This window comes from Bacillus sp. FSL L8-0152, from assembly GCF_038006365.1.
GTDB classification, from domain to species: domain Bacteria; phylum Bacillota; class Bacilli; order Bacillales; family Bacillaceae_G; genus Bacillus_A; species Bacillus_A cereus.
In genome coordinates, this window is the sequence record NZ_JBBOVB010000001.1 from 2,309,132 (window position 1) to 2,334,345 (window position 25,214).

Consider the following 25,214-nt stretch of genomic DNA (forward strand, 5'->3'; position numbering starts at 1 on the left):
AAAGAATGCCTAACAGTCAAAAGATTCGTCATTCGTTATCATCTGCGCAGTCTGGCATGTGGTTTGCGCAACAATTAGATCCGCTTAATCCGATATATAATACTGGGGAATATGTAGAAATAAACGGGAATATTCATCAAGACATTTTTGAATTAGCTGTACGTAAAGTTGTAATGGAAGCAGAAGCACTTCACGTTCGCTTCGAAGAGGATGAAATTGGCCCATGGCAAGTTATTGAAGAATCACAGTTTCATATGCATTTTATTGACGCTCGGAAAGAAGAAAACCCTGAAGAAGCTGCTAAAGTATGGATGAAAAATGATTTATCTATACCAGTCAATTTGAAAAAAGATACATTATTTACTGAAGCACTTATTCAAGTTGAAAATAATCGTTTCTTTTGGTATCAGCGCATCCATCACATTGTGATGGATGGCTATGGATTTTCACTTCTTAGCCAAAAGGTAGCGAATGAGTATACATCACTTATAGAAGAAACAAACAAGAGTGAAAAGCTATTTGGTTCTCTTGCAAAAGTCGTACAAGAAGATATCGAGTATCGTGAGTCTAAACAATTTCAGGAAAATCGTACTTTTTGGTTAGAAAAGTTTGCAGATGCCCCAGAAGTTGTAAGTTTGGCAGAACGAGCACCGAGAACATCAAATGGATTTTCACGAGAAACAGCTTATTTATCTAGTTCTAGCACGAAAACTTTACTAGAAGATATCAATATTTCGTTAACAAGTTGGCCGGAATTCATTGTGGCTGTAACAAGTATTTATATGCATAAATTAACAGGTGAAAATGATATTGTTTTAGGTTTACCGATGATGGGACGTCTAGGTTCTGTATCTATTCATACACCAAGTATGGTAATGAATTTAGTTCCACTTCGTATCACAGTAACTCCAAATATAACTCTTGCGGAATTATTGCAGCAAGTTTCTAAAGAAATCCGAGATGTACGTCGCCATTATAAATACCGTCATGAGGAATTAAGAAGAGACTTAAAGTTACTAGGTGAAAATCAAAGGTTGTTTGGACCGTTAGTGAATGTTATGCCTTTTGATTACGGGCTTAATTTTGCTGGAAATCGTGGTATTACGCATAACTTATCAGCAGGACCTGTAGATGATTTATCGATAAATGTATATAAACGTTTTGATCAAAATGAGCTAATGATTCATTTTGATGCGAATCCCGAAGTATATAATGGCGCAGAGCTAGCATTGCATAAAGAAAGATTTATGAATCTATTTGAATTAGTAATAAATAATTATGAGAAAAACGAGCCGATTGGAAAAATAAACATTACTCTGCCTGAAGAAAATCATAAAGTTTTATTGGAATGGAATGAAACGAAGGAAGACGATGAGTTAATCAGTTTACCTATATCATTTGAAAAACAAGTGCAAAAAAATCCAAATAAACTAGCGATTACTTGTGACGGTGTAATCCTTACGTATAAAGAGCTAAATGAACGAGCGAATGAACTAGCACATTATTTAGTAGAAGAAGGAATACGACCAAATCAGTTTGTAGCTTTAGTATTCCCTAGATCAATAGAAATGGTAGTTAGTATGCTAGCAGTCTTAAAGGCTGGTGCAGCGTATTTACCAATAGATCCAGAATACCCAGCAGAAAGAGTTAATTATATAGTAAATGATGCAAAACCAGTTTGTATCATAACACATTCATCTGTTTCATCTAAGTTAGTTATAGAAAAGGATATGAAAAAAATTGTATTAGATGACGAAGAAACGAAACTAGCGTTACATACATATTCTCGTATGAATATAGCATGTAAGAATGATGTATCACTTTTAAACCCAGCCTATACAATATATACTTCAGGCTCAACAGGAAACCCAAAAGGTGTAATTGTTCCTATGAGAGGTTTAAGTAACTTTTTAATGGCTATGCAGCAAAAGTTTTCATTAAATGAAAATGATCATTTATTAGCAGTTACAACGTTTGCGTTTGATATTTCTGCTCTAGAAATTTATTTACCTCTTATTAGTGGTGCAAGTTTAACAATTGCGCAAAAAGAAGACATACAAGAGCCATCAGCATTAACGACACTTTTACAAGAAGAAAGAGTGACAATTATGCAGGCTACACCGACGCTTTGGCAGGCGTTAGTAACTGATTATCCAGAGAAGCTACAAGGGCTAAATATACTTGTTGGTGGTGAAGCTCTCCCAGCGCATTTAGCAAATAAATTAAAAGAATTAGGTTGTTCAATAACTAATTTATATGGACCAACTGAAACGACGATTTGGTCTACTTTCATGAACATTGATGAAGGTGAAAAGGGTATACCACCTATTGGAAAGCCAATTTGCAATACAGAAGTGCATGTATTGGATGCAGGGCTACAACCAGTTCCACCTGGAATTATTGGTGAATTATATATTGCAGGGGAAGGACTTGCAAGCGGATATTTAGGAAAACCTGAGTTAACAGCTGAACGGTTTGTTGCAAATCCTTATGGAGAATCAGGGAAGCGCATGTACCGTACAGGAGATCTTGTGAAATGGCGTAGTGATGGTGCGTTAGAGTACATTAGTCGCGCAGATCATCAAATTAAAATTCGTGGATTCCGAATTGAATTAGCTGAAATTGAAACGGTATTACAACGACATGAAAATATTCAACAAGCGGTAGTAATGGTACGAGAAGATCGTGCAAATGATAAACGCATCATTGCGTATATCGTTGCAGAAGAAAAGGAACCGATTAATCTTTCAGAAATTCGTTCTTATGTTTCAGAAAGTTTAGCGAATTATATGATACCATCGGCATTTGTTGTGCTAGAAGAATTACCATTAACGCCAAATGGTAAGGTTGACAGAAAGAAATTACCTGCTCCTGATTTTAATGGAATGAACAACGAGAGAGTTGCTAGAAATCCGAAAGAAGAAATATTATGTGATTTATTTGCAGAAGTACTTGGTGTTTCTCGAATTAGCATTGATGATAATTTCTTTGAAATGGGTGGACATTCACTTCTCGCATCTCGTTTAATGGCAAGAATTCGTGAAACGTTAAGTGTGGAATTAGGAATTGGGAAACTATTTGAATCACCAACTGTTGCCGAACTGGCGAAACAATTAAACCATGCAAAAAGCGCAAGACCAGCTATTCAGAAAGCAAGTAGGCCAAATGAAGTTCCACTTTCATTTGCACAGCGCAGGTTATGGTTCTTAAATTGTTTAGAAGGTCCAAGTCCTACTTATAATATTCCGCTAGTCATTCGTATGAATGGAATATTGAATCGGGAAGCATTACAAGGTGCTTTTTATGATGTAGTTGAGAAACATGAAACACTTAGAACAATTTTCCCTAACGTATTAGGTAGTTCCTATCAGAAAATTTTAGATATGGAAAATTTAAATCTAGAAATGGTTATAACTAATACATGTAAAGATGAATTAGAAAGTGTACTTTCAGAGGCGGTAAGATATAGCTTTAACCTCGATATTGAGCCGGCAGTTCGTTTGCAACTTTTTACAGTGAGTGAAAACGAACATGTATTATTAATTTTATTACATCATATTGTAGGTGATGGCTGGTCATTACAGCCGTTAACGAGAGATTTTACAGCGGCGTATAAAGCACGATGTCAAGGTGACAGAGTTCAGCTGGAGACACTACCAGTTCAATACGCAGATTATGCACTTTGGCAACAGCAATTGCTAGGTGATGAAACGACACCAGAGAGTCTTATTTCAACACAATTAGATTTTTGGAAAGAAGAACTTAAAGGTTTACCAGACCAAATGGAGTTACCTACAGATTTCCAGCGTCCAATTGAGACGAGTTACCGCGGGGAAACAATTCATTTTCATGTAGATGAAGGTATGCATAGTAGGTTAGTAGAGCTTGCACGTAAAAATGGAGTTAGTTTGTTTATGGTATTGCAAGCAGGGCTTAGTGCACTATTTACAAGATTAGGTGCAGGCACTGATATACCAATTGGAAGTCCGATTGCTGGAAGAAATGATGATGTACTTTCAGATATCGTTGGTTTATTTGTAAATACATTAGTGTTACGTACAAATACGTCGGGAGATCCAAGTTTTAAAGAATTATTAAATAGAGTGAAGCAGGTAAATCTTGCAGCTTATGAAAATCAAGATGTTCCATTTGAAAGGCTTGTTGAAGTGTTAAATCCAGTACGTACTCGAAACAGCCACCCGTTGTTTCAAGTTATGTTAGCTTTTCAAAATACACCAGAAGCAACGTTTCATGCACCAGATTTAGAAGCGAGCCTTGAAATTCAAAGCGTTGGTTCTGCAAAATTTGATTTAACATTTGAAATTAGTGAGAGTAACGAGGTTGATGGTACTCCGAACGGTTTACATGGATTACTAGAGTTTAGTACCGATTTATATAAACGTGAAACGGTTCAAAAACTAATAGAACGATTCATTTTGTTATTAGATGATGCAGCTACAAATCCGGATCAATCAATTGGCAGATTAGAAATATTAACTGTAGCAGAGAAAAATACAGTGTTAGAAAAGTGGAATGGTGGTTTTCAAATTGCACCAGAAATGACATTGCCACAATTGTTTGAAAAGCAGGCTCATATAAATCCAAATTCTATAGCTGTTGTCTTTGAAAATAAGAAATTAACTTATGAAGAGTTAAATAGAAAAGCAAATAAAATAGCTCGATTCCTAATAGCAAAAGGGATTGGTCCTGATCAACTCGTTGCTTTAGCGATGCCAAGATCATTAAACATGTTTGTAAGCTTATTAGCTGTTCTTAAAGCTGGTGCTGGATACCTTCCATTAGATCCAGATTACCCAGCAGACCGCATTTCATTTATGCTACACGATGCGAAACCATCATGTGTTTTAACGAATTCAGAAGTGGAAATTGAATGTGATGAGGCACTAAAAGTTTTAGTTGATGATGTGAAAGTAATAGCAGAAGTTGAGAAATATAGTGATGACAATATTGATGAAGTGGAACGAATTAAGCCATTATCTCCATCACATATTGCTTACGTTATTTATACGTCAGGCTCAACGGGTAGACCGAAAGGCGTTATGATACCTCATCAAAATGTAGTAAGACTTTTAGGAGCAACTGATCATTGGTTCCAGTTTGACGGAAACGATGTTTGGACGATGTTCCATTCATACGCTTTTGATTTCTCGGTTTGGGAAATTTGGGGACCTTTATTATACGGAGGGCGTTTAGTTGTAGTGCCACATACTGTAAGTCGCTCACCGAAAGAATTTTTACAGCTTCTTGTTAAAGAAAAGGTTACGGTTTTAAACCAAACTCCATCAGCGTTCTATCAATTGATGCAAGCAGATCGTGAAAATAAAGAGATTGGCCAAAAATTATCTTTACGATATGTTGTTTTTGGAGGAGAAGCACTTGAGCTAAGTCGCTTAGAAGATTGGTATAGTCGACATCCTCATAACGCACCAAAGCTTATTAATATGTACGGTATTACGGAGACGACAGTACATGTTAGTTATATTGAATTAGATGAAACTATCGTCTCTTTACGAGCAAATAGTTTAATTGGGTGCAGTATACCTGACCTTAAAGTGTATGTGTTAGACAACTATTTACAACCAGTGCCACCTGGAGTAGTTGGAGAAATGTATGTTGCAGGTGCAGGGCTTGCACGTGGATATTTAGGAAGAGCAGGATTAACGGCTGAACGCTTTATCGCAGATCCATTTGGCAAGCCAGGTACAAGAATGTATCGTACAGGAGACTTAGCTCGCTGGCGTAAAGATGGGACGCTAGATTATATAGGACGTGCAGATCATCAAATAAAAATTCGTGGATTTCGAATTGAATTAGGAGAAATAGAAGCAGTCATAATGAAGCACCCTAAAGTTGAGCAAGTAGCCGTTATTGTACGGGAAGATCAACCAGGGGATAAACGGTTAGTTTCTTATATCGTTGCATCAAATAATGAAGCGATTGATACGAATGAAATGCGTCAGTTTGCTAGTGGTAGTTTACCAGATTATATGGTTCCATACGCTTTTGTAGTAGTAAATGAGTTACCTTTAACTCCAAACGGTAAGTTAGATAGAAAGGCATTGCCAGCTCCAGAATTTATCGCATCATCTTCTAGTCGTGGTCCAAGAACACCGCAAGAAGAAATGTTATGTGACTTGTTTACAGAAGTGCTAAGTGTACCTCAAATTGGAATTGATGACGGATTCTTTGATCTTGGTGGCCATTCACTCCTTGCAGTGCAGCTTATGAGCCGCATTAAAGAGGCGCTTGGAGTGGAACTAAACATTGGTACTTTATTTGCAGCACCGACTGTTGCAGGGTTAGCTGAAAGACTTGAGATGGGGAATGGTCAAAGTGCACTTGATGTGTTGCTTCCATTACGAGCAAGCGGGGAGCAATTACCACTATTTTGTGTACATCCAGCAGGTGGATTAAGTTGGTGCTATGCAGGACTTATGAAATCTTTAGGAACAGATTATCCAATCTATGGTGTACAAGCACGTGGTATCGCTAAAAATGAAGAACTTCCAAAAAGTTTAGAGGAGATGGCGGCGGATTACTTGAAACACGTTCGCGAAGTACAGCCTCATGGACCATATCGTTTATTAGGTTGGTCGCTTGGAGGAAATGTTGTGCATGCAATGGCGGCGCAACTACAAAATGAAGGGGAAGAAGTAGAATTACTCGTTATGCTTGATTCTTATCCTGGACACTTCTTACCGAATACGGAAGCGCCTACTGAAGAGGAAGCGTTAATCGCATTACTCGCTTTAGGCGGATATGACCCAGATAACATGGATGGTAAACCACTTACAATGGAAAGTGCAGTTGAAATCCTTCGTAAAGATGGAAGTGCATTAGCAAGTCTTGAAGAAGAGACTATATTGAACTTGAAAGAAACATATGTAAATTCAGTAGGGTTGTTAGGGAAATATGTACCGAAAGTTTATAACGGAGACATCTTATTCTTTAGATCTACTGTTATACCAGACTGGTTTGATCCTATTTCTCCAAATACGTGGCTAAATTATTTAGATGGGCAAATTGTGCAGCATGATATTGACTGTAGACATAAAGATTTATGTCAGCCAGGTCCACTTACGGAAATTGGACAAGTATTAGCGAAATATTTGCAGAATAAGAAAGGGGTAAGTAGAGTATGACGAATCCATTTGAAAATGATAATTACACATATAAAGTATTAATAAATGAGGAGGGCCAGTATTCTCTCTGGCCTGCTTTTCTCGATGTACCTATTGGCTGGAGTGTCGTATATGAAGAAGCTAGTAGGCAGAGTTGCTTAGAATATGTTGAATATAACTGGAAAGATTTGAATCCAAAAAGTAATCAAGTTCGTGAAAAAACATTAGCAGGAAAACGATAATGAAAGCAAAACTAAATCCAAAAGTAGTCGTAAGTATCGTTTATATAACTGCGATGTTTATGGCTGCGATGGATGCAACGATTGTAAATGTAGCACTACAAACGATAAGTAAAGAACTACAAGTACCTCCATCTGCAATGGGGACGGTTAATGTTGGGTATTTAGTTAGTTTAGCTGTTTTCCTTCCGATTTCTGGTTGGTTAGGAGATCGATTTGGTACGAAAAGAGTATTTTTAATTGCTCTTTTCGTATTTACAATTGCCTCTGCTTTATGCGGAATGGCTAACGATATTACTTCATTGAATATTTTCCGTATTATTCAAGGTGCTGGTGGAGGGCTTTTAACACCGGTCGGAATGGCGATGTTATTTCGAACATTTTCACCAGAGGAAAGACCGAAGATTTCTCGGTTCATTGTACTTCCAATTGCTGTAGCACCAGCAATTGGTCCTATCATCGGTGGTTTCTTTGTAGATCAAATGTCTTGGCGTTGGGCATTTTATATTAATCTACCGTTTGGAATCGTTGCATTGCTCTTTGGACTTCTATTTTTAGCAGAGCATGTTGAAAAATCAGCTGGTCGCTTTGATTCTCTCGGCTTTATTTTATCAGCACCAGGATTTGCGATGCTCATATATGCACTCAGCCAGGGACCATCAAAAGGGTGGATTTCTCCAGAAATTATGAGTACTGGGATAGCTGGGGTTGTATTCATTACATTGTTTATAATCGTAGAACTGAAAGTAAAGCAACCAATGTTAGATTTACGCTTATTAAAAGAACCAGTCTTTAGAAAGATGAGCCTTATATCATTATTTTCATCAGCTGGTTTACTAGGAATGTTATTTATTTTTCCACTTATGTATCAAAATGTGATAGGAGTTTCCGCGCTAGAATCAGGACTTACGACATTTCCAGAGGCGATTGGATTAATGATTTCTTCACAAATTGTGCCATGGTCATATAAGAAATTAGGAGCTCGAAAGGTAATTTCTATAGGATTAATTTGTACGGCGATTATCTTTGTTTTATTAAGTTTTGTAAATCACGATACGAATCCGTGGCAAATTCGGGCATTATTGTTTGGTATCGGTATTTTCTTAGGTCAATCTGTCGGTGCGGTTCAATTTTCTGCCTTTAACAATATCACGCCGCCTTCCATGGGGAGAGCGACTACTATATTCAATGTGCAAAATCGATTAGGTTCAGCGATAGGAGTAGCTGTTTTAGCTAGTATACTAGCTGGTTTTGGAAGTAATAACGTTCAATCCGATTTTTTACCATATCAAGCAGCATTAATTGGATCAGCAATATTTTTGCTCATAGCACTACTATTTTCTTTACGTATTTCCGATAAAGAGGTAATGTCAAATAAGAAAGAAAAAACATTATCTGTATCAAAAAAAGAGAAAGCACTCGTCAATGAATAACAATATACGTATGCTTTTTTATGAAAATTGATATTCGTTGAATAAAGGAGAGTTTACATGATAGAAAGTAAAGTTGCAGATTCTGTTCCAACTTTGAATGAGAATGATTGTCAAATATGGTGGGCAAGAATTTCAGATTTACAATCATGGCATTACAATTTACTAAATGATATAGAGCGAGAGAAAGCAAATTCGTATCATCATTCGGCAGATCGAGCTCGTTTTATAATAGGTTGCGTAATTAGTAGATTAGTTCTCGGCAAAATACTTTCTATGTCACCAGTCCAAGTACCAATTGATCGAATGTGCTCAGTATGTAAATTGCAACATGGTAGACCACAATTACCAGAAGGTATGCCGCAATTATCTGTTTCGCATTCAGGTGAGTGGGTTGTCGTTGCATTTACAAAATCTGCACCTGTTGGCATAGATGTAGAACAAATGAATCCAAATGTAGATGTTATGAAAATGGCAGAAGGTGTATTAACAGACATTGAAATAGTGCAAGTTATGAAACTACCAAATGAACAGAAAATAGAAGGTTTTTTAACATATTGGACTCGAAAAGAAGCGGTGCTGAAAGCGACAGGCGAAGGACTATTGATTCCACCAGTACATATTACAGTATCAGCTCCAAATACTCCTCCAAAATTGTTAGTTTTTAAAGATAAGCAAGAGTTGGCAGATAATACAATGATGGAAGATGTAAGGCCTAGTTTAGATTATATGGCTTCTGTTGCAGTATTCAGTAAGGAAGTGACTGAAATTACGCAATTAGACGCGGTAGCACTTTTAAATCTTAAATAAAAAAATTATAGAAGAGGTGTTCCTCATGTTAGTGGCGGAAAATAGAAAGAATGAATTCACTTATAACATACAAGCAATTAAAAATATTTTATTTTCTGGAGATACATCATCCATTCATGCTTTAGAAAAGCTTTTAAATGATACAGTTCAGTTTGATGTTCTTGAACAAGAGGCACTTGGTAGACAGTACATTCCGAAAGAAGCAAAGAATTTCTTTGATAAAGATGGAACATTTCTTTACCGTGTATCTAATGTTAGTTATAAAGGCAAGGTGTTATCTGAAAATCTAATTTTTGCAGACACTTCGTTTTTACCGGACGCAATAAAGAGTGAATTAGAGAGTGGAAATATTCCTGTTGAAAAGCTTATAGAAAAGATGGAAGTAAGAAGAAACGTATTATATGAAGGATATCAGCCATCTGGAAATATTATCGAATTGTTTGATGGATGTTCTGTTACAGCGAATGTGTATCCAACTAGAAAGTATCAAATTGTCAGTAACTGCAAATGTGTATTTTATATTTGTGAAGTGTATCATGCAGAGAATATAAAGCAATTGCTTAAATAAAAACAAGAAACCAGCCTATAAAATGGCTGGTTTCTTGTTTATTTAACAGCTTCTTTTAATTCTTTACCTGCTTTAAATGCAGGAACTTTACCAGCTGCGATTTGAATTTCTTCGCCAGTTTGCGGATTACGTCCTGTACGAGCAGATCTTTCGCGCACTTCAAAAGTTCCAAATCCGATTAATTGAACTTTATCGCCAGATTGTAATGCATTAGCAATTGTGTCAAATACGGATTGTACAGCTGCAGAAGCGTCCTTTTGAGAAATATCAGCTGATTGTGCTACGTTTTTAATTAATTCTGTTTTGTTCATGTTTTCACCTCATAAAAAAATTTTTGGAATGAATGTTTTAGTATAATAGATAGTAAAGATAAAGCTATCACTATGATTAGAAAGAATACTATATAATTATGTTAATTTCGTTGCAAGAGACTGAATCCCTTCTATTATTTGGGGATTAATTAAGAATCGATGCATATAAAAAGCTTTAGTATGAGGATGAGGGGGAGTATACGAATGATTTTTCGTGAAAAAAATGAGAAGGAAAGTATATTAATTCGTCAACATGATCATGGTTTTTTAGCTGGAGAGATTGCAAAGCATATAAAAGAACACTTTTTTGAAGGTAAAACATATTTAAAAGAAACAGTTGATGCAATATATGAGCATGACAGAGGATGGATAGAGCTTGATAAAGTACCAATTTTAAATGATGCTAAAAATATTCCATATACATTTATGGATTGTCCAAGCCCATTACGTTTTGTTTTTTATACGATTGGTTTGAATGAAATTGAAAATTCTAATCCATACGGGGCATTGCTTTGTAGTAAACATTTTTTATCATTTCCACTAAACGAGGAAGATGAAGAGATGATGTCATTTTATAAACATGAATTAGAACGACAAAAAAGAATCTTGAAAACGTTAACAAAGGAACAGTTTGCGATGTTCGATAAACATTATAGATTATTAAAGTTTTGTGATGAACTTTCTTTATACGTATGTATGAATAAGCCTGGTGTCAAAAAGAAAGATGAAATTGATTTATTTAAAGATGGTTTTGAAGGAACAGAAATGTTTAATAGTAAAGAGGAGAAACTTATTCAAGCTGAATGGGTGGATGAGGAAACAATTCGGATTACACCATTTCCATTTCAAACGGAATTTTATACGTATGTAAAATATAAAACGATAAATAAGCATGAAATGAAAGAAAAAGGGATTGCAAAGGCTGATAGAGAATCAGAAATGAAGAAACAAACCATTCGTTTCATACAATAAGGAGGTAATATAAATTGAAAGATTATATATTAAAACAGTGTGATTATCATGCTTGGGCTAATACAAGATTATTCAATCAATTAAAAGAGTTACCAAACTATGAGACCATTTTTAAGGAGCAGATACAGAGTGTATTTCCATCCATTAAGGATACTTTTGTGCATATTTATATTACAGATCAAGTGTGGTTACATATATTGCATGGTAAAAGTATGAATGAAGCAATACAAGACCGAGAAGATTTACGAAAACAAATTGAAACTAAATCGTTACATGAATTAGAAAAAATGTTTGAAAACATGGCAAATCAATATAAAGATTTTTTAATTACAATACAAGATGTGAATGCTGTATTTGTTATTGAGAATCCATATGTAGGGAAATTAGAAACTTCGATTTTAGAATTAGTGCAACATGTCGTAAATCATGGTACATATCATAGAGGAAATATAACAGCGATGATCCGTCAACTTGGTCATTCGTCGACAATGATGGATTTTGTACTGTATTTACATATGGTTAAAAAGCAGGGAGAGTAATATAGTTTGTAAGAAGGAGAGGCTTTAATTATAGAAGTCTCTCCTTCTATTTTATTCCGCATTCATGGTAGATCGACTGATTAAAGTTTTCTTAAGAAGCTTTATTTTCTTGTAATTGCTTAGCGTATTGTACAGCCTTATATGCATTGACTCTACCGTTTTTCCAGTACGTACCTGTACCACTAATTTTATCAGAAGTTGACTCAATAATTTGGCGAATTTGTGTATTACTATATCCTTGATTTGCTAAAAGAGCAGCGACTCCTGCAACATGAGGTGTTGCCATAGATGTACCACTTAATGATTGATACGTGCTTCCTTTATATGTTGAATATATATTTGAACCTGGTGCTGCAACATCTACCCAGCTACCATAAGTAGAAAATGAAGATTTTCTATCTGATTGATCTGTAGAACCAACTGCAATTACTTCGCTGTAATAAGCAGGGTAATTAGCTTTTGTATTTCCAGCATTTCCAGCAGCTGCAACTATAACAGAGCCTTTATTCCATGCATATTGAACGGCTTGTTGTAATGCAGTACCACCATTTGGAGCTCCTAAACTTAAACTAATTACTTTTGCACCCGAATCAGCAGCTTCTCGAATACCTTGCGCTACAGCATCAAGAGTACCACTTCCTTGATTATCTAATACGCGGACAGCATAAATTGAAGTTTGTGGGGCAACACCAGCAATTCCGACACTGTTATTCGTAAGTGCTCCAGTAATTCCAGCGCAATGTGTACCATGACCATTACCATCATCAGATGTATTGTCGTTATCAACATAATCATGCCCGTAAATTACTTTCGAAGCCAAATCAGGATGTGAACCTTGAACTCCTGTATCAATAATAGCTACTTTTACACCAGGATCACTTCGTTGGCTATCCCAAGCTTGTGGAGCTTGAATCTTTTGTAATCCATATTGATTTTTAAAATATGGGTCGTTTGGAGTCCAAAAGGCGTGAACGTAATAATTCGGTTCTGCATATTCTACATCTGGATTATTTTTATAACTCTTTATTTTTTCTTTTACAGTACCCTTTGAAAATTGTACGACTTCAAAACCTAACTTATCATCTTTAGATAAGACATTAGCTCCGACAGATTTATGAAAAGATTGCACATTACTTAAAGATGCATTTTGCTTGAACTTAACGATTAATTGGTTAGGAACGTAATCAGTAGATGATGTTTCAGCGCTTGAAGTATTTGTGTTAAAGAAGAAACCACCAATAATAAATGATAAAACAGATAGGAAAACAATGATTTTGTTTTTCAAAAGATTTTTCCTCCCTTTTCTTGGATGAGTTTTTCAGCGACACTTTAATGTCGCATTCCTTTTCAACTATATAGTTAGACCATACGATTTATGACATTTATGTGAAAAACTTTTGGAGGAATAAAAAGGAGTAAACATTGATATAAATATATTTTTAATGATAGTAATTAAGTAAAAGAGGGGATGAAAAAAGGAATGCTCATCGTGTATGAGTCATTCCTTTTTTCATAGATTAACTTGCCTGTTTTTTATTATTTTCTTTCAATTTCTCTGCTTGTAAAAAGCGATTCGTTTCAGCAACAACAATACTACTTAATCCAATTAGACCAATTAAGTTTGGAATGGCCATAAGTCCATTTGCAATATCAGCAAATGTCCATACGATTCCTAGCTTTAAATTAGCACCAATTGCAATCATGACGATAAAGATTGCTTTATAATATTTAACAGCACTTTCTCCGAATAAATAAGCTACACATTTTTCTCCATAATACGACCAGCCTAAAATAGTAGAGTAGGCAAATAAAATAATTGCGATACCGAGAATCATACTACCAGCAGTACCAAATACAGATTGGAATGCAAGTGTTGTAGCTTCAACGCCAGTTTTACCAGATTTCCAAGCACCTGTAGTAATTAATACTAGTCCTGTAATTGTACATACAATAAACGTATCTAGAAAAGTACCAGTCATTGAAACTAAAGCTTGTTTTGCAGGTGAATCAGTTTTTGCAGCCGCAGCAGCAATTGGTGCACTCCCTAAACCAGCTTCGTTCGCAAATACACCACGCGCCATTCCAATTTGAATAGCTGATGCAACTGTTGACCCAATAAAACCACCAGCAGCTGCTGTACCATTAAATGCACCAGAAAAAATAAGTGAAAATGCTTCAGGAATTTGGTCGTAGTGATAGAAAATAATTATAAGACCAGCAATTATATAAAAGAAAGCTTTAATAGGAACGACATAACCCGTCACTTTCCCGATTTTTTTTACACCGCCTAAAATAACAATTGCGATTAAAAATGCCATTAGTATACCAGTTAAAGCAGGAGGGAAAGAGAAATTAATTCGCATTGCCTCTGCAACTGAATTAGATTGCACCATATTACCAATACCGAAAGAAGCAGTTGTACCGAATATAGCGAATAATACTGCTAGCCATTTCTTACCCAAACCACGTTCTAAATAATACATTGGCCCACCTGAATATTCACCATTTTCATTACTAACACGGTATTTCACTGCAAGTATTGCTTCAGCATACTTTGTTGCCATACCGAACAATGCGGTAATCCACATCCAAAATATTGCACCAGGTCCACCTATAGTGACAGCTGTTGCAACACCGGCTATATTTCCCATACCAATCGTTGCGGCCATAGCTGTCATGAGTGCTTGGAAGTGACTAATATCTCCAGAAGAAGAAGTATCTTCTGATTTTTTAAACGCTAGTTTGTGAGCGTATAATAGTTTACTAAACTGTAAACCTTTCAAACGCATTGTGAGAATGACACCAGTTCCAACGAGTAGCAACAAAGTTGGTAATCCCCACACGTATTGATTTAGTTGTTCTAATACTTTACTTACTGTCTCCATCTTTATTCTCCTTTTTTAGAAAAAATAAAAACCACTTCAAGTAAATGAAATGGTCTCTGGAGAAACAAGGGATAGAAAAATAAACCGATACAATCGGCTTTTTCTTTCGCTTGTCTCTGTCCTTTTACCTGAGAGATTATCCGCTAAAGTAGCGGATTTGCTCCTTCGGTGCTCGTTTTCCTCCGCGCTCTATAAAAGCGAGAGGGAGTCTCTCCAGAGATTCGTCCCCATGCAGTTCTACTTGTAACCAAGACCTGAGAGTTTCAAAGTTGGTATAACAACTTTTTGCCCCGTCGGTAGATCAATAGACCTTCTCCTGAATGGTTCATCCGAATTATAAAATTTATAAACACATTGATTGTAAATCAATAAAAATATTATAGACATACAAATTGTGAATTGCAATCATTTTTTATTTTAAAATAGTAAATAGTTTTATTTTTTTGTAAGTCCTAATTTATCTTCAACTTCATTTAAAGTAGATAAAGCGATGACAATATGTTGATCCGCAAGTCCTAAAGCTTGTTTTGTTTTTTCAATAGTTTCATTGGTTGGAATAGAGTCATTTGTTCCGTCTATAATCAAATTTGCTGCATTTTTCATGAAATTTGATGCGGATTTAAACTGAGTTGTGAATTGAATTAGTTGTTTTTGTATATCTATATCTGTGATGTTTTCTTCAATTTTAAGTGTGTCTATTTCGTTCATAATTGTTTCATACTGCTTGGAAACGGCATTCATTGTAACTAATAGTTTATTTCGATCTACTGAATCTCCATTCGTGTTAATCTCTTCCCAGGCAGGCAACCAATCTTTTTCAATGATTTCATTATAATTAGTAGTCAATTCATTAATTTTAGGTTGTAATTTCGTTTTGAAAGTTTTTGTATCCGCTGTTTCTACAGGTGCTTTTTCGTTGTTATTTTTAACATTAGTAACGTAGAAAATTGTACCGAAAATGATGAAAATAGAAATAATAACTGTCCATTTAGTAAAAAGTAATTTCTGCAATATGTAACGCCTCCAAAATTTAAAAACTTATAATTATAATATATAACAATAATGTTGTTTGGAGTAGAGAAAATAGGTTGGAAATGATTTAAATTATATCTTTTCTATACATAAATAATTAAAGTTAGTAAAATGATGAAAGTTATATGTGAGAAAAGAGGGTTTTTAGTGAAAATGAATAGAAGAAAATTAGTTTCAAGTATTTCAATGGCTATGTTATTAGTTGGTGTAATTGCATTCATATTTATGAATAAAGAATCTAAAATTAAAGGTTTTCCAGTACCAATGTCAGCAATTCATATTAACGATGATAAGGAAGAGGATTATCAATATATAAGTGTAATGCCAATTACAAAGGCGAGTGGATGGGAGAACTTAGGGGAAAACGGGCATACTGTTAGTTTTAAAAAGGGGGAGCGGAAGGTAACTGTATTACATTATCCAGGAGAAATTACGTATTATTTGTTTGAAAAATAATTGATGATAAAAGAGATAGGGAGTAGATGATAATGTAAGATTGTTTACTTTCTATCTTTTTTGGATTTTAATTCTGAATTGTTTGAATTAAAATTATTATGCGTATAGTATAAAATAATATGTTTTATTGAATGATATAGATAATCGGTAATACATAATAATGTTATGTAAACTATAAACAGGGTAAGAAAGCAAGAGATTTTAATTTTTATATTTTAGATGTATTTTTACACGGTAAGTATTCCAATAATCAACTTACAACATTTACGGAGGGCATCAAACTTTGAATAAGTAATGGAGTTGATAACAAAATAAATTAACGTTTGTGTATATGGAAAAATAGAAAGTATGGCGAGTGGGAAATGGATCGAATCATAAGGGGGAATTAAAAATGTTACTAAAAACAATCTACTGTAAGGTGGAAGAAGAGAAAAAAGAATTGTTTTCCAGTGCGCAAGAAAAATGGCGTGATATACAACACCTAGAGGGTTTTCATGGACAATTTGGTGGATGGAATGAAGATGAGGCATGTGTATTTACTTTATGGGAAGATAGAAGTGTATATCAATCATTTATGAATGGAGCTCACGATACAATTTATTTAAATAGTAATCAAGAGGATACGTTTCTTTCATGTGAAATTGAATTATTTCAAACGTTGTATGATATAACTGATATGCATTTGAAAGACGTTGTAATAGAGGGGGCATTCGTAAGAGTTGCTATATGTGATGTAAAGTTGGAAAAGGAAAAGTATTTTTTACATAAGCAAGAAACAATTTGGAATAAAGGAATGGAAAAAGCAAAAGGAATGCTAGGTGGAGTAGTTGGGAAGTCTTTAAAAAATGAAAATCGTTACATAGTGTTAACGTATTGGAAAGATGAAATAGCGCACCAACATTATGTGGAAGAGATTTTCCCAGATTTATATAAATTAGCTAATATTCATGAAGATATAGAAAAGATACAAGGAAAACAAGCTGTATGTAAGGAAGAATGGCTTGTATATTAAACGATGAAAAAGTGCATAAATGATTGTATAATAACGATATTTTCTTATAAACAAGTAATTAATAGAAGACGTTATATACCCTTTCATGTTAATATATTTAAGTTATAATAGGAGGCTTACCCTTTTGTATTGTACGGTAGAAGCAGTGTGAGCTTGAAATTTTTTTAGAAAAGGATGTGCCTAATTTGCGTATCAATAAATTTATTAGTGAAGCTGGAAAAGCGTCTCGACGTGGAGCGGATAAACTAATTAATGAGAGAAGAGTAATTATTAACGGTAAGGTTGCAAAAATTGGTGACCAAGTGAACCCAGGTGATGATGTACGAGTAAATGGAGAGCAGCTTCGAATTGCTCGAGATCACGTATATATCGCTTTAAATAAACCAGTAGGTATTACATGTACGAGTGAAAAAGCTGTAAAAGGTAATATTATCGATTTAGTGAACCATCCTTTACGAATTAGTCACATTGGACGTCTTGATAAAGACTCAGACGGTTTAATTTTATTAACGAATGATGGTGATATTGTTAATGAAATTTTACGTGCTGAAAACAAACATGAGAAAGAATATATCGTTTCAGTAGATAAGCCAATTACACCTGATTTCTTAGAGAAAATGGCAGCGGGTGTTAAAATTTTAGGAACAAAAACGCTTCCTTGTGAGGTTACACAGTTATCAAAATATGAGTTCCAAATTATTTTAACACAAGGGCTAAATCGTCAAATTCGCCGTATGTGTGAAGCTTTAGGTTATCAAGTATACACGTTAAAACGTACGAGAATTATGAATATCGAATTGAATAATTTACCAGTTGGGCAGTGGAGAGATTTAACGAAGAAAGAGAAAAGACGTCTATTTGCAGACTTAAATTACGAACCACAAGATTGGTAAAATTGTGAAGTGAAACCAAAAAAATTTGGTTTCACTTTTTTAATTAAATAAATAATTTTTTTAAACACTTGCAAAAATAAAATGAATAAGATATATTAAATAACAATAAATGGATGTTTTACAAAAAGCAAAGAAAAGGACACGAGTTATTTTACCCGGTTATACAGAGAAGGAAGGAGAGCTGAGAACTTCCTAACGCAGAAAAATAACTTACCACCTTAGAGCTGCACTAGGGAAATTAAGTATCTAGTGCCGTGTATGCGACGTTATAGCAAAAGAAGCCATTATGTTTTTTGTGATGGGAATCTGGGTGGAACCACGGATATAAGCATATTCGTCCCTATATTTAGGGATGAATATGCTTTTTTGCATTCAATTTCATAATAAGCGAAGAAAAGGACACGAGTTATTTTACCCGGTTATACAGAGAAGGAAGGAAAGCTGAGAACTTCCTAACGCAGAAAAATAACTTACCACCTTAGAGCTGCACTGGGGAAATTAAGTATCTAGTGCCGTATAAACGACGTTACCGTAAAAGAAGCCATTGCATTTTGTGATGGGAATCTGGGTGGAACCACGGGTATAAGCACGCTCGTCCCTATTTTAGGGATGAGTGTGCTTTTTATTATGAAATGGAGAGATGAAAAATGAAAGAACAAATGATTGAAATTAAATTTCCAGATGGTAGCGTGAAAGAATTTGGAAAAGGAATTACTTTAGAAGAAATTGCGGGATCTATTAGTAGTAGTTTGAAAAAGAAAGCAGTCGCGGGGAAAGTAAATGATGGATTATATGATTTACGCCGAAATATTGAAGAAAATGCGGAAGTAGAAATCATTACTATAGATTCAAATGAAGGTGTAGAAATTGCAAGACACTCTGCGGCACATATTTTAGCGCAAGCTGTAAAAAGAATGTATGGTGATATAAATCTTGGGGTAGGGCCTGTTATTGAAAATGGATTTTATTATGATATGGATCTTCCAAGTAGTGTAAACATAGAAGATTTACGAAAAATCGAAAAAGAAATGAAAAAGATTATAAATGAAAATATAAAGATAGAACGAGTTGAGGTTTCTCGAGAAGAAGCAGCAAAACTGTTTCAAGAAATGAACGATCGCTTGAAATTAGAACTTTTAGAAGCAATTCCTAGTGGGGAAAGTGTAACACTATATAAACAAGGTGAATTTGTAGATTTATGTAGAGGGCCACATTTACCATCAACAGGTTATTTGAAAGCATTTCAATTAACTCATGTTTCCGGTGCATATTGGCGAGGTGATAGTAATAACCAAGTGCTTCAGCGCATATATGGTGTTGCATTCTCTTCTCATAAAGAATTAGAAGAGTATTTACATTTCGTTGAAGAAGCAGCAAAAAGAAATCATCGTAAGTTAGGCAATGAGCTTGAGTTATTTATGTTTTCTGAAGAGGCTCCGGGAATGCCGTTTTATTTACCGAAAGGACAAATGATTCGTAACGAATTGGAAGCATTTTTAAGAGGAATTCAAAAAGAGTACAATTATCAAGAAGTACGCACTCCGTTCATGATGAACCAAGAAGTATGGGAGAGATCAGGGCACTGGGGACATTATAAAGATAATATGTATTTCTCTGAAGTAGATAATAAAAGTTTTGCATTAAAACCGATGAACTGCCCAGGGCACATGCTTATGTTTAAAAATAAATTGCATTCTTATCGTGAATTACCGATTCGTATGTGTGAATTCGGTCAAGTACATCGCCATGAATTTAGTGGTGCGTTAAACGGATTATTAAGAGTACGTACTTTCTGCCAAGATGATGCACATTTATTTGTAACTCCAAAACAAATTGAAAATGAAATCAAATCCGTAATGGCGCAAATTGATTACGTATATAAAACTTTTGGATTCGAATATGAAGTAGAGCTTTCTACTCGTCCAGAAGATTCAATGGGTGACGATAAATTATGGGAGCAAGCAGAAGCAGCATTAGAAAATGTATTACAATCGCTAAATTATAAATATAGACTAAATGAAGGTGACGGTGCATTTTACGGGCCGAAAATTGATTTTCATATTAAAGATGCTTTAAATAGAAGTCACCAGTGCGGAACAATCCAGCTTGATTTCCAAATGCCAGAGAAATTTGATTTAAATTATATAGATGAAAATAATGAAAAGAAAAGACCAGTTGTTATTCACAGGGCAGTTTTAGGGTCATTAGATCGCTTCTTAGCAATATTAATTGAGCACTTTGGAGGGGCGTTCCCGGCATGGGTGGCACCAGTTCAAGTGAAAGTAATTCCAGTTTCAAATGCAGTACATGAACAATATGCCAATGAGATTGCACATAAATTAGCACAAGCTGGAGTTCGTGTTGAAGAGGATGCACGAGATGAAAAATTAGGATATAAAATAAGAGAAGCACAAATGCAAAAAGTACCGTATATTCTTGTTATTGGGGATAAGGAAATGGAAAACGGAGCTGTAAATGTACGTAAATATGGAGAAGAGAAGTCAGAAGTTGTTGCGCTAGATGTATTTGTGGCAAGTATTGAAGAAGAAATAAAGAATAGAAAATATTGATTGTAAAGAAAACACACTATTAGAAATTAGTGTGTTTTCTTTTTTATCTTACAAAAATGTAAGGTAAATGTAAGCGAAATCGAGGGAACGAGTTGTAGAAAAATGAGAATATGAAGTAGGAAATAGGTTCATGTTAAGGGTGTAACTCTTATTGGATGAATAATTAAAAAATTCTTAAGAATTTACATGACAAAATAATAAGAAATATGTGAGAAATTGATTTTATACAAAAGGGATGGAGTGAAAGAGATGTCAACAAATGTAGTTACTGTAGAAAGTGTAGAAAAAACGTATGGGAAAAGAAATGAGAATCAGTCAAAAGCATTAAGAGGCGTATCGTTAAGTATTAAAGAAGGAGAATTTGTCGGGATCATGGGGCCTTCTGGATCTGGAAAAACGACATTACTTAATGTGATAAGTACACTTGACCAGGCGACAGGTGGTAGTGTGACGATAGCTGGTACAAATATTACTTCTATGAAAGGTAATGCATTATCAGATTTTCGATCTCAAAAATTAGGTTTTATCTTTCAAGATTTTAACTTACTAGAAAATTTATCAATTTATGAAAATATCGCTTTACCACTTTCTTTGCAAGGCGTACCATCAAGTGAGATTACTGGAAAGGTAAATGACGTTGCGAAGAAATTAGGCATCACTGAAATTTTAACAAAATATCCGACGGCTGTTTCTGGGGGACAAAAGCAAAGAACAGCGGCGGCAAGAGCTTTAGTACATAATCCAGCAATTGTATTAGCAGATGAACCGACAGGAGCGCTTGATAGTAAAAATGCAAAAAGTTTATTAGAAGCGATGCAAGATTTACATGAAAATCATAATGTAAGTATTTTGATGGTTACACACGATGTATTTAGTGCAAGTTATTGTGAGCGTATTTTATTTATTCAAGATGGTCTTCTTTATAAAGAATTAAATCGTCAAGGCACTCGAGAGAATTTCTATCAAGACATTTTAGGTGTGCTCGCTCATATGGGCTCAGCTGCTGAGTCTAAGTAGGGGGGCGAAACTATGTTATTTAAATTATCACGTCATAGTATGAAAAAGATGTTAAAAGATTATATGGTTTTACTTATTGGCCTCGTTATTAGTATTAGTATTTTCTACATGTTCCAAACAATGGCGATGAATAGTGAATTTACGAAAGATAATAGCCTAATTAGTAGTATTAGACTCGTCTTTTGGGTAGGTGCAATACTATTATCTTTCATTACTGTATTTTATATTATATATGCCAACTCTTTCTTACTCACGTTAAGAAGAAAAGAACTCGGTATGTACATGATGCTTGGTGCAAAAAAGAAAAAAGTAGCACAGTTATTATTTATTGAAACATTCGGTATGGGTATTGTCAGTATTATTATCGGTATTTTAGTAGGGATGTTACTTGCAAGTGTAGCAGGAAACTTTTTAATGAATGGAATGGAAATTTCAGCAAAAGGTAGTTATGCATCTGTATACACACCAGCAATTTTAGTTACAGCTATTTTCTTCTTAATACTATTTTTCATTACTGGCTTAATGAACAGTGTCCGATTGTTACGTAAAACTGAACTAGAGTTAATTCGTGAAGATGAAACACTAGATGAAGTAAAGAAAAGTAAAACTCGCATTATTATAATGACAGTACTTGGTGTATTACTAGTAAGTACAGGGTACTATTTTATGATCAATGTAAAAATATATGCTGAATTAGGTTTTATTATAGCAACCATCGTTACAACACTTGGAACATATTTTATCTTTAGTTCATTACTCCCATTTTTTGTGATGAAAATTAAGGGGAATAAAAAACGAAATGAAACTGGTCTAAATAGTTTTACATATGCACAGCTACGCTTTCGAGTAAATAGTTTATCGAGAGTATTAGGTACTGTAGCAATGTTAATTGCATTAGGCGCAGGTGCGATGACGGCAGGTATGGCTTTCCAAAAAAATGTAGGTATTATGACAGACTTTTCTCGTGTATATGATGTTGTAATTCATGATCCGAATGATCAAGACAAAGCTGCCTTAAAAGAAATGGAAATTGTTGAAGAAAGCAAGTACAACTATAAAGTAGATGGAGAAGCGGTTTATTATTTACGTAACGACTTAACTGCGAAACCACCACTTGTTTCAGACCATTTTGATACAAAAACGTTAAAAGAGCCTGTTCGTAAACGTGTGACTGAGCCTTTAACTGAACCTGTATATTCAGCTTTAGAGGCTCCTGAATTAGCAAAATTCCCTCAAATGCCAAAGGATTGGGAAGACGCAGTTGTAAGAGAGATACAAATTACGCATAATCAATTTAGCGGAAAACCAGTAAGAATTGCAGACGAAGAGCATTATAAAGGAATTCAAGGAACAGAACACACTGTAATATTAGCAAAAGTAGATGATATGAAAAAATATAAACCGTTATTGATCGAAATAGACAAGAGACAAAAAGCACAAATTGAAAAAGCAACAGGTGAAAAGGTAGACTTATTTACGAAAATGACAATTTATCAGTTTATGAACAGCTTCATGAGCGGAACAATGTTTATGGGATTTTTCCTCGGAATTGCCTTTTTAGCAATGATGGCAAGTTCCCTTATGTTCAAAATATTAACAGGTGCTTCTCGCGACGTACACCGTTATGAAATGTTACGAAAAATTGGTGTGAGACGCAGTATGTTAACGAAAAGTATATATAAAGAAATTTCATATTTATTTATCTTCCCAGCGATCATTGGCATTTCTCACGTTTTAGTAGGGCTTAACTTATTTAGCTTTATATTAGTTGACCCGTTTGTGAAAGTGTGGGTGCCAATAGGGATTTTCTTAGTCATTTATTTCATTTATTACTGGATAACTGTTCAACTTTATAAAGGTATGGTAATGCCGAAAGAAGAGGTAGCTAAATAGTTTATGAAAAGAGTCCTTATGTTGAGAATAAGGGCTCTTTTTTTATGTTTTTTATAAAGAAGGAAAAGATTGGATAATGGTCGAAAAATATAATGTAACTTCCAAGAAATTACTAAAACAATACTATTTTGTCGAGAGAAAGGATACGAAGTATGAAAGAAATGCTACAGTTATTTCGCAACAAAGTGTATGCACGTTTTTTTCTAGCAAATATTTTAGAGCGACTCGGTTCTATGATTGCTGGAATTTCTTTAATGTTTTATTTGCTAGATCAATACGGAAAACAACCAGTTTACGCAACGATGACACAAATTATGATTGCATTACCTGCATTAATCTTTTTTCTATTGGTAGGGACAGTAGTGGATCGATTTGATAGACAACGTATATGTACAGTAAGTAACATATGTTGCTCGCTCTGTAATATTGGAATCCTAATTTCGCTTTATTACGGGATGATTATACTTGTCTTTATATTTTTATTTTTGGAAAATGCGTGTATACAATTTTTCTCTCCAGCAGAACAATCGATGATACAGGGAGTAGTTGAATCAGACCAATACGGTGCAGCAGCGGGTATTAATCAAATGGTAAATAGTTTGTATGCTTTGTTTGGTGTAGGAATTGCAACGATGGTGTACTGGACTTTTGGAATTTACGGGAGCATTTTAGTAAATACGCTCACTTTTATTATGAGTGGTATTTTGATTCAAACAATCTCCATTCCAGAAAAAGTTCGTTTACCAAATGGTAGAACAAAATGGAAAGAAGTTAATTTGAAGATGTTAATAACAGAGTTTAAAGAAGGGATTAGGTATATATACCAAAATGAAACTTTAAAAAAATTACTTTTAGGATTTATCGTATTTGGATTATTAAATGGTGTTTTAAGTGTATCCACTACTTACATATTAAAATACAAACTAGCTCCAGAAACGTATGAAAGTTTAGCAATGGTGGGCGGTGTAGTTGGAGGGATTTCATTACTAATTGGAAGCATAGTAGCAACGAGTATAGGTAAGAAATATGCGCCAAAATCTATTATAGTTTTTGGTATGGCAGGCTCAGGAGTCTTCTTTGGTATGTGTTACTTTGTAAATTACGTATGGACTTTTTATGTATGTATCGCTTTAGCGACATTCTTTTTACCGTTTATTAATGTTGCAATATCAGGATGGATGTATGAGATCGTAGAAGAATCGTTTATGGGGCGTGTTCAAAGTTTGCTAAGTCCATTAACGACAGGGTTTCAATTGTTATCTCTTGGAGCGATAGCTATGTTATTCCCAAAATGGATTGAGGCGGATACTTTGTATATTATTTTATTTGGTTTATTATTTTTTGTTACGTGTTTATACCAAGCTATTTTACCTAGTGGGCAAAAGCGAGTACATGTTGTAGCTAAAGAGATGTGACATATTTAGCTCTTTTTGTTTCTAGATATT

The 25,214-nt window shown here is 34.7% G+C and carries 18 protein-coding genes, 1 riboswitch and 2 other annotated features; of the genes, 14 read left to right on the forward strand and 4 right to left on the reverse strand.

Annotation, left to right across the window (positions count from 1 at the left end):
• Positions 1 to 5: 5 nt before the first annotated feature.
• The 5 genes from MHH27_RS11765 to MHH27_RS11785 are packed head-to-tail and all read left to right on the forward strand — an operon-like array spanning position 6 to position 10,189.
• The gene (locus MHH27_RS11765; protein WP_340942614.1) at positions 6 to 7,163 is read left to right on the forward strand and encodes an amino acid adenylation domain-containing protein; all 7,158 of its coding nucleotides are present in this window, start codon (positions 6 to 8) and stop codon (positions 7,161 to 7,163) included.
• Positions 7,160 to 7,384: an MbtH family protein gene (locus tag MHH27_RS11770; protein WP_000184060.1), complete on the forward strand. Its 225-nt coding sequence runs from the start codon at positions 7,160 to 7,162 to the stop codon at positions 7,382 to 7,384. Before MHH27_RS11765 ends, MHH27_RS11770 begins: the two co-directional genes overlap by 4 nt.
• On the forward strand, positions 7,384 to 8,814 hold the full coding sequence (locus MHH27_RS11775; RefSeq protein ID WP_097925202.1) for an MDR family MFS transporter: 1,431 nt from the start codon (positions 7,384 to 7,386) through the stop codon (positions 8,812 to 8,814). Before MHH27_RS11770 ends, MHH27_RS11775 begins: the two co-directional genes overlap by 1 nt.
• A 57-nt stretch (positions 8,815 to 8,871) precedes the next feature.
• Entirely contained in the window at positions 8,872 to 9,621 is a 750-nt protein-coding gene (gene sfp, locus MHH27_RS11780; protein ID WP_000572987.1) for a 4'-phosphopantetheinyl transferase Sfp, read from the forward strand.
• 25 nt (positions 9,622 to 9,646) lie between these two features.
• Positions 9,647 to 10,189 (forward strand): hypothetical protein, encoded by a 543-nt coding sequence (locus tag MHH27_RS11785; protein WP_000959120.1) that lies wholly within the window; start codon positions 9,647 to 9,649, stop codon positions 10,187 to 10,189.
• Between the two features lie 38 nt (positions 10,190 to 10,227).
• Here the strand turns inward: MHH27_RS11785 and MHH27_RS11790 are convergent, their stop codons facing one another.
• Positions 10,228 to 10,500 (reverse strand): HU family DNA-binding protein, encoded by a 273-nt coding sequence (locus tag MHH27_RS11790; protein ID WP_001043905.1) that lies wholly within the window; start codon positions 10,498 to 10,500, stop codon positions 10,228 to 10,230.
• Between the two features lie 204 nt (positions 10,501 to 10,704).
• On the opposite strand from MHH27_RS11790, the gene MHH27_RS11795 reads away from it, so the two are divergent.
• Positions 10,705 to 11,472 (forward strand): DUF3891 family protein, encoded by a 768-nt coding sequence (locus MHH27_RS11795; protein WP_000577301.1) that lies wholly within the window; start codon positions 10,705 to 10,707, stop codon positions 11,470 to 11,472.
• Positions 11,473 to 11,486: 14 nt separating this feature from the next.
• The gene (locus tag MHH27_RS11800; RefSeq protein WP_340942618.1) at positions 11,487 to 12,011 is read left to right on the forward strand and encodes a DinB family protein; all 525 of its coding nucleotides are present in this window, start codon (positions 11,487 to 11,489) and stop codon (positions 12,009 to 12,011) included.
• A 91-nt stretch (positions 12,012 to 12,102) separates the two neighbouring features.
• On the opposite strand, the gene MHH27_RS11805 is transcribed toward MHH27_RS11800, so the two are convergent.
• From MHH27_RS11805 to MHH27_RS11815, 3 genes are all read right to left on the reverse strand, one after another.
• Positions 12,103 to 13,296 carry a S8 family peptidase gene (locus MHH27_RS11805; protein ID WP_000790932.1) on the reverse strand — a complete coding sequence of 398 codons (1,194 nt, stop codon included), beginning with the start codon at positions 13,294 to 13,296 and terminating at the stop codon, positions 12,103 to 12,105.
• Between the two features lie 232 nt (positions 13,297 to 13,528).
• Positions 13,529 to 14,896, reverse strand: a complete 1,368-nt coding sequence (locus MHH27_RS11810; RefSeq protein ID WP_016512868.1) for an alanine/glycine:cation symporter family protein — start codon at positions 14,894 to 14,896, stop codon at positions 13,529 to 13,531.
• A 106-nt stretch (positions 14,897 to 15,002) separates the two neighbouring features.
• A riboswitch (glycine riboswitch) is annotated at positions 15,003 to 15,123 on the reverse strand.
• Positions 15,124 to 15,331: 208 nt separating this feature from the next.
• Complete coding sequence (locus MHH27_RS11815) at positions 15,332 to 15,907, reverse strand: hypothetical protein (protein ID WP_340942620.1); 576 nt, start codon at positions 15,905 to 15,907, stop codon at positions 15,332 to 15,334.
• Positions 15,908 to 16,039: 132 nt separating this feature from the next.
• On the opposite strand from MHH27_RS11815, the gene MHH27_RS11820 reads away from it, so the two are divergent.
• The 7 genes from MHH27_RS11820 to MHH27_RS11850 all read left to right on the forward strand — a co-directional run bounded on the left by MHH27_RS11820 (position 16,040) and on the right by MHH27_RS11850 (position 25,184).
• The gene (locus MHH27_RS11820; protein WP_003278183.1) at positions 16,040 to 16,384 is read left to right on the forward strand and encodes a hypothetical protein; all 345 of its coding nucleotides are present in this window, start codon (positions 16,040 to 16,042) and stop codon (positions 16,382 to 16,384) included.
• A gap of 391 nt (positions 16,385 to 16,775) precedes the next feature.
• Positions 16,776 to 17,396 carry a YdbC family protein gene (locus MHH27_RS11825; RefSeq protein ID WP_000925176.1) on the forward strand — a complete coding sequence of 207 codons (621 nt, stop codon included), beginning with the start codon at positions 16,776 to 16,778 and terminating at the stop codon, positions 17,394 to 17,396.
• A gap of 185 nt (positions 17,397 to 17,581) precedes the next feature.
• On the forward strand, positions 17,582 to 18,289 hold the full coding sequence (rluF, locus tag MHH27_RS11830; RefSeq protein ID WP_001222162.1) for a 23S rRNA pseudouridine(2604) synthase RluF: 708 nt from the start codon (positions 17,582 to 17,584) through the stop codon (positions 18,287 to 18,289).
• 121 nt (positions 18,290 to 18,410) lie between these two features.
• Positions 18,411 to 18,634 (forward strand) — a binding site (T-box leader).
• Positions 18,635 to 18,670: 36 nt separating this feature from the next.
• Positions 18,671 to 18,892, forward strand: a binding site (T-box leader).
• Between the two features lie 44 nt (positions 18,893 to 18,936).
• Entirely contained in the window at positions 18,937 to 20,859 is a 1,923-nt protein-coding gene (thrS, locus tag MHH27_RS11835; protein WP_090976503.1) for a threonine--tRNA ligase, read from the forward strand.
• Between the two features lie 249 nt (positions 20,860 to 21,108).
• Positions 21,109 to 21,876 carry an ABC transporter ATP-binding protein gene (locus MHH27_RS11840; RefSeq protein WP_340942625.1) on the forward strand — a complete coding sequence of 256 codons (768 nt, stop codon included), beginning with the start codon at positions 21,109 to 21,111 and terminating at the stop codon, positions 21,874 to 21,876.
• Positions 21,877 to 21,888: 12 nt separating this feature from the next.
• Complete coding sequence (locus tag MHH27_RS11845) at positions 21,889 to 23,769, forward strand: FtsX-like permease family protein (RefSeq protein WP_090976505.1); 1,881 nt, start codon at positions 21,889 to 21,891, stop codon at positions 23,767 to 23,769.
• Positions 23,770 to 23,912: 143 nt separating this feature from the next.
• The gene (locus MHH27_RS11850; protein ID WP_254904529.1) at positions 23,913 to 25,184 is read left to right on the forward strand and encodes an MFS transporter; all 1,272 of its coding nucleotides are present in this window, start codon (positions 23,913 to 23,915) and stop codon (positions 25,182 to 25,184) included.
• Positions 25,185 to 25,214: the final 30 nt, after the last annotated feature.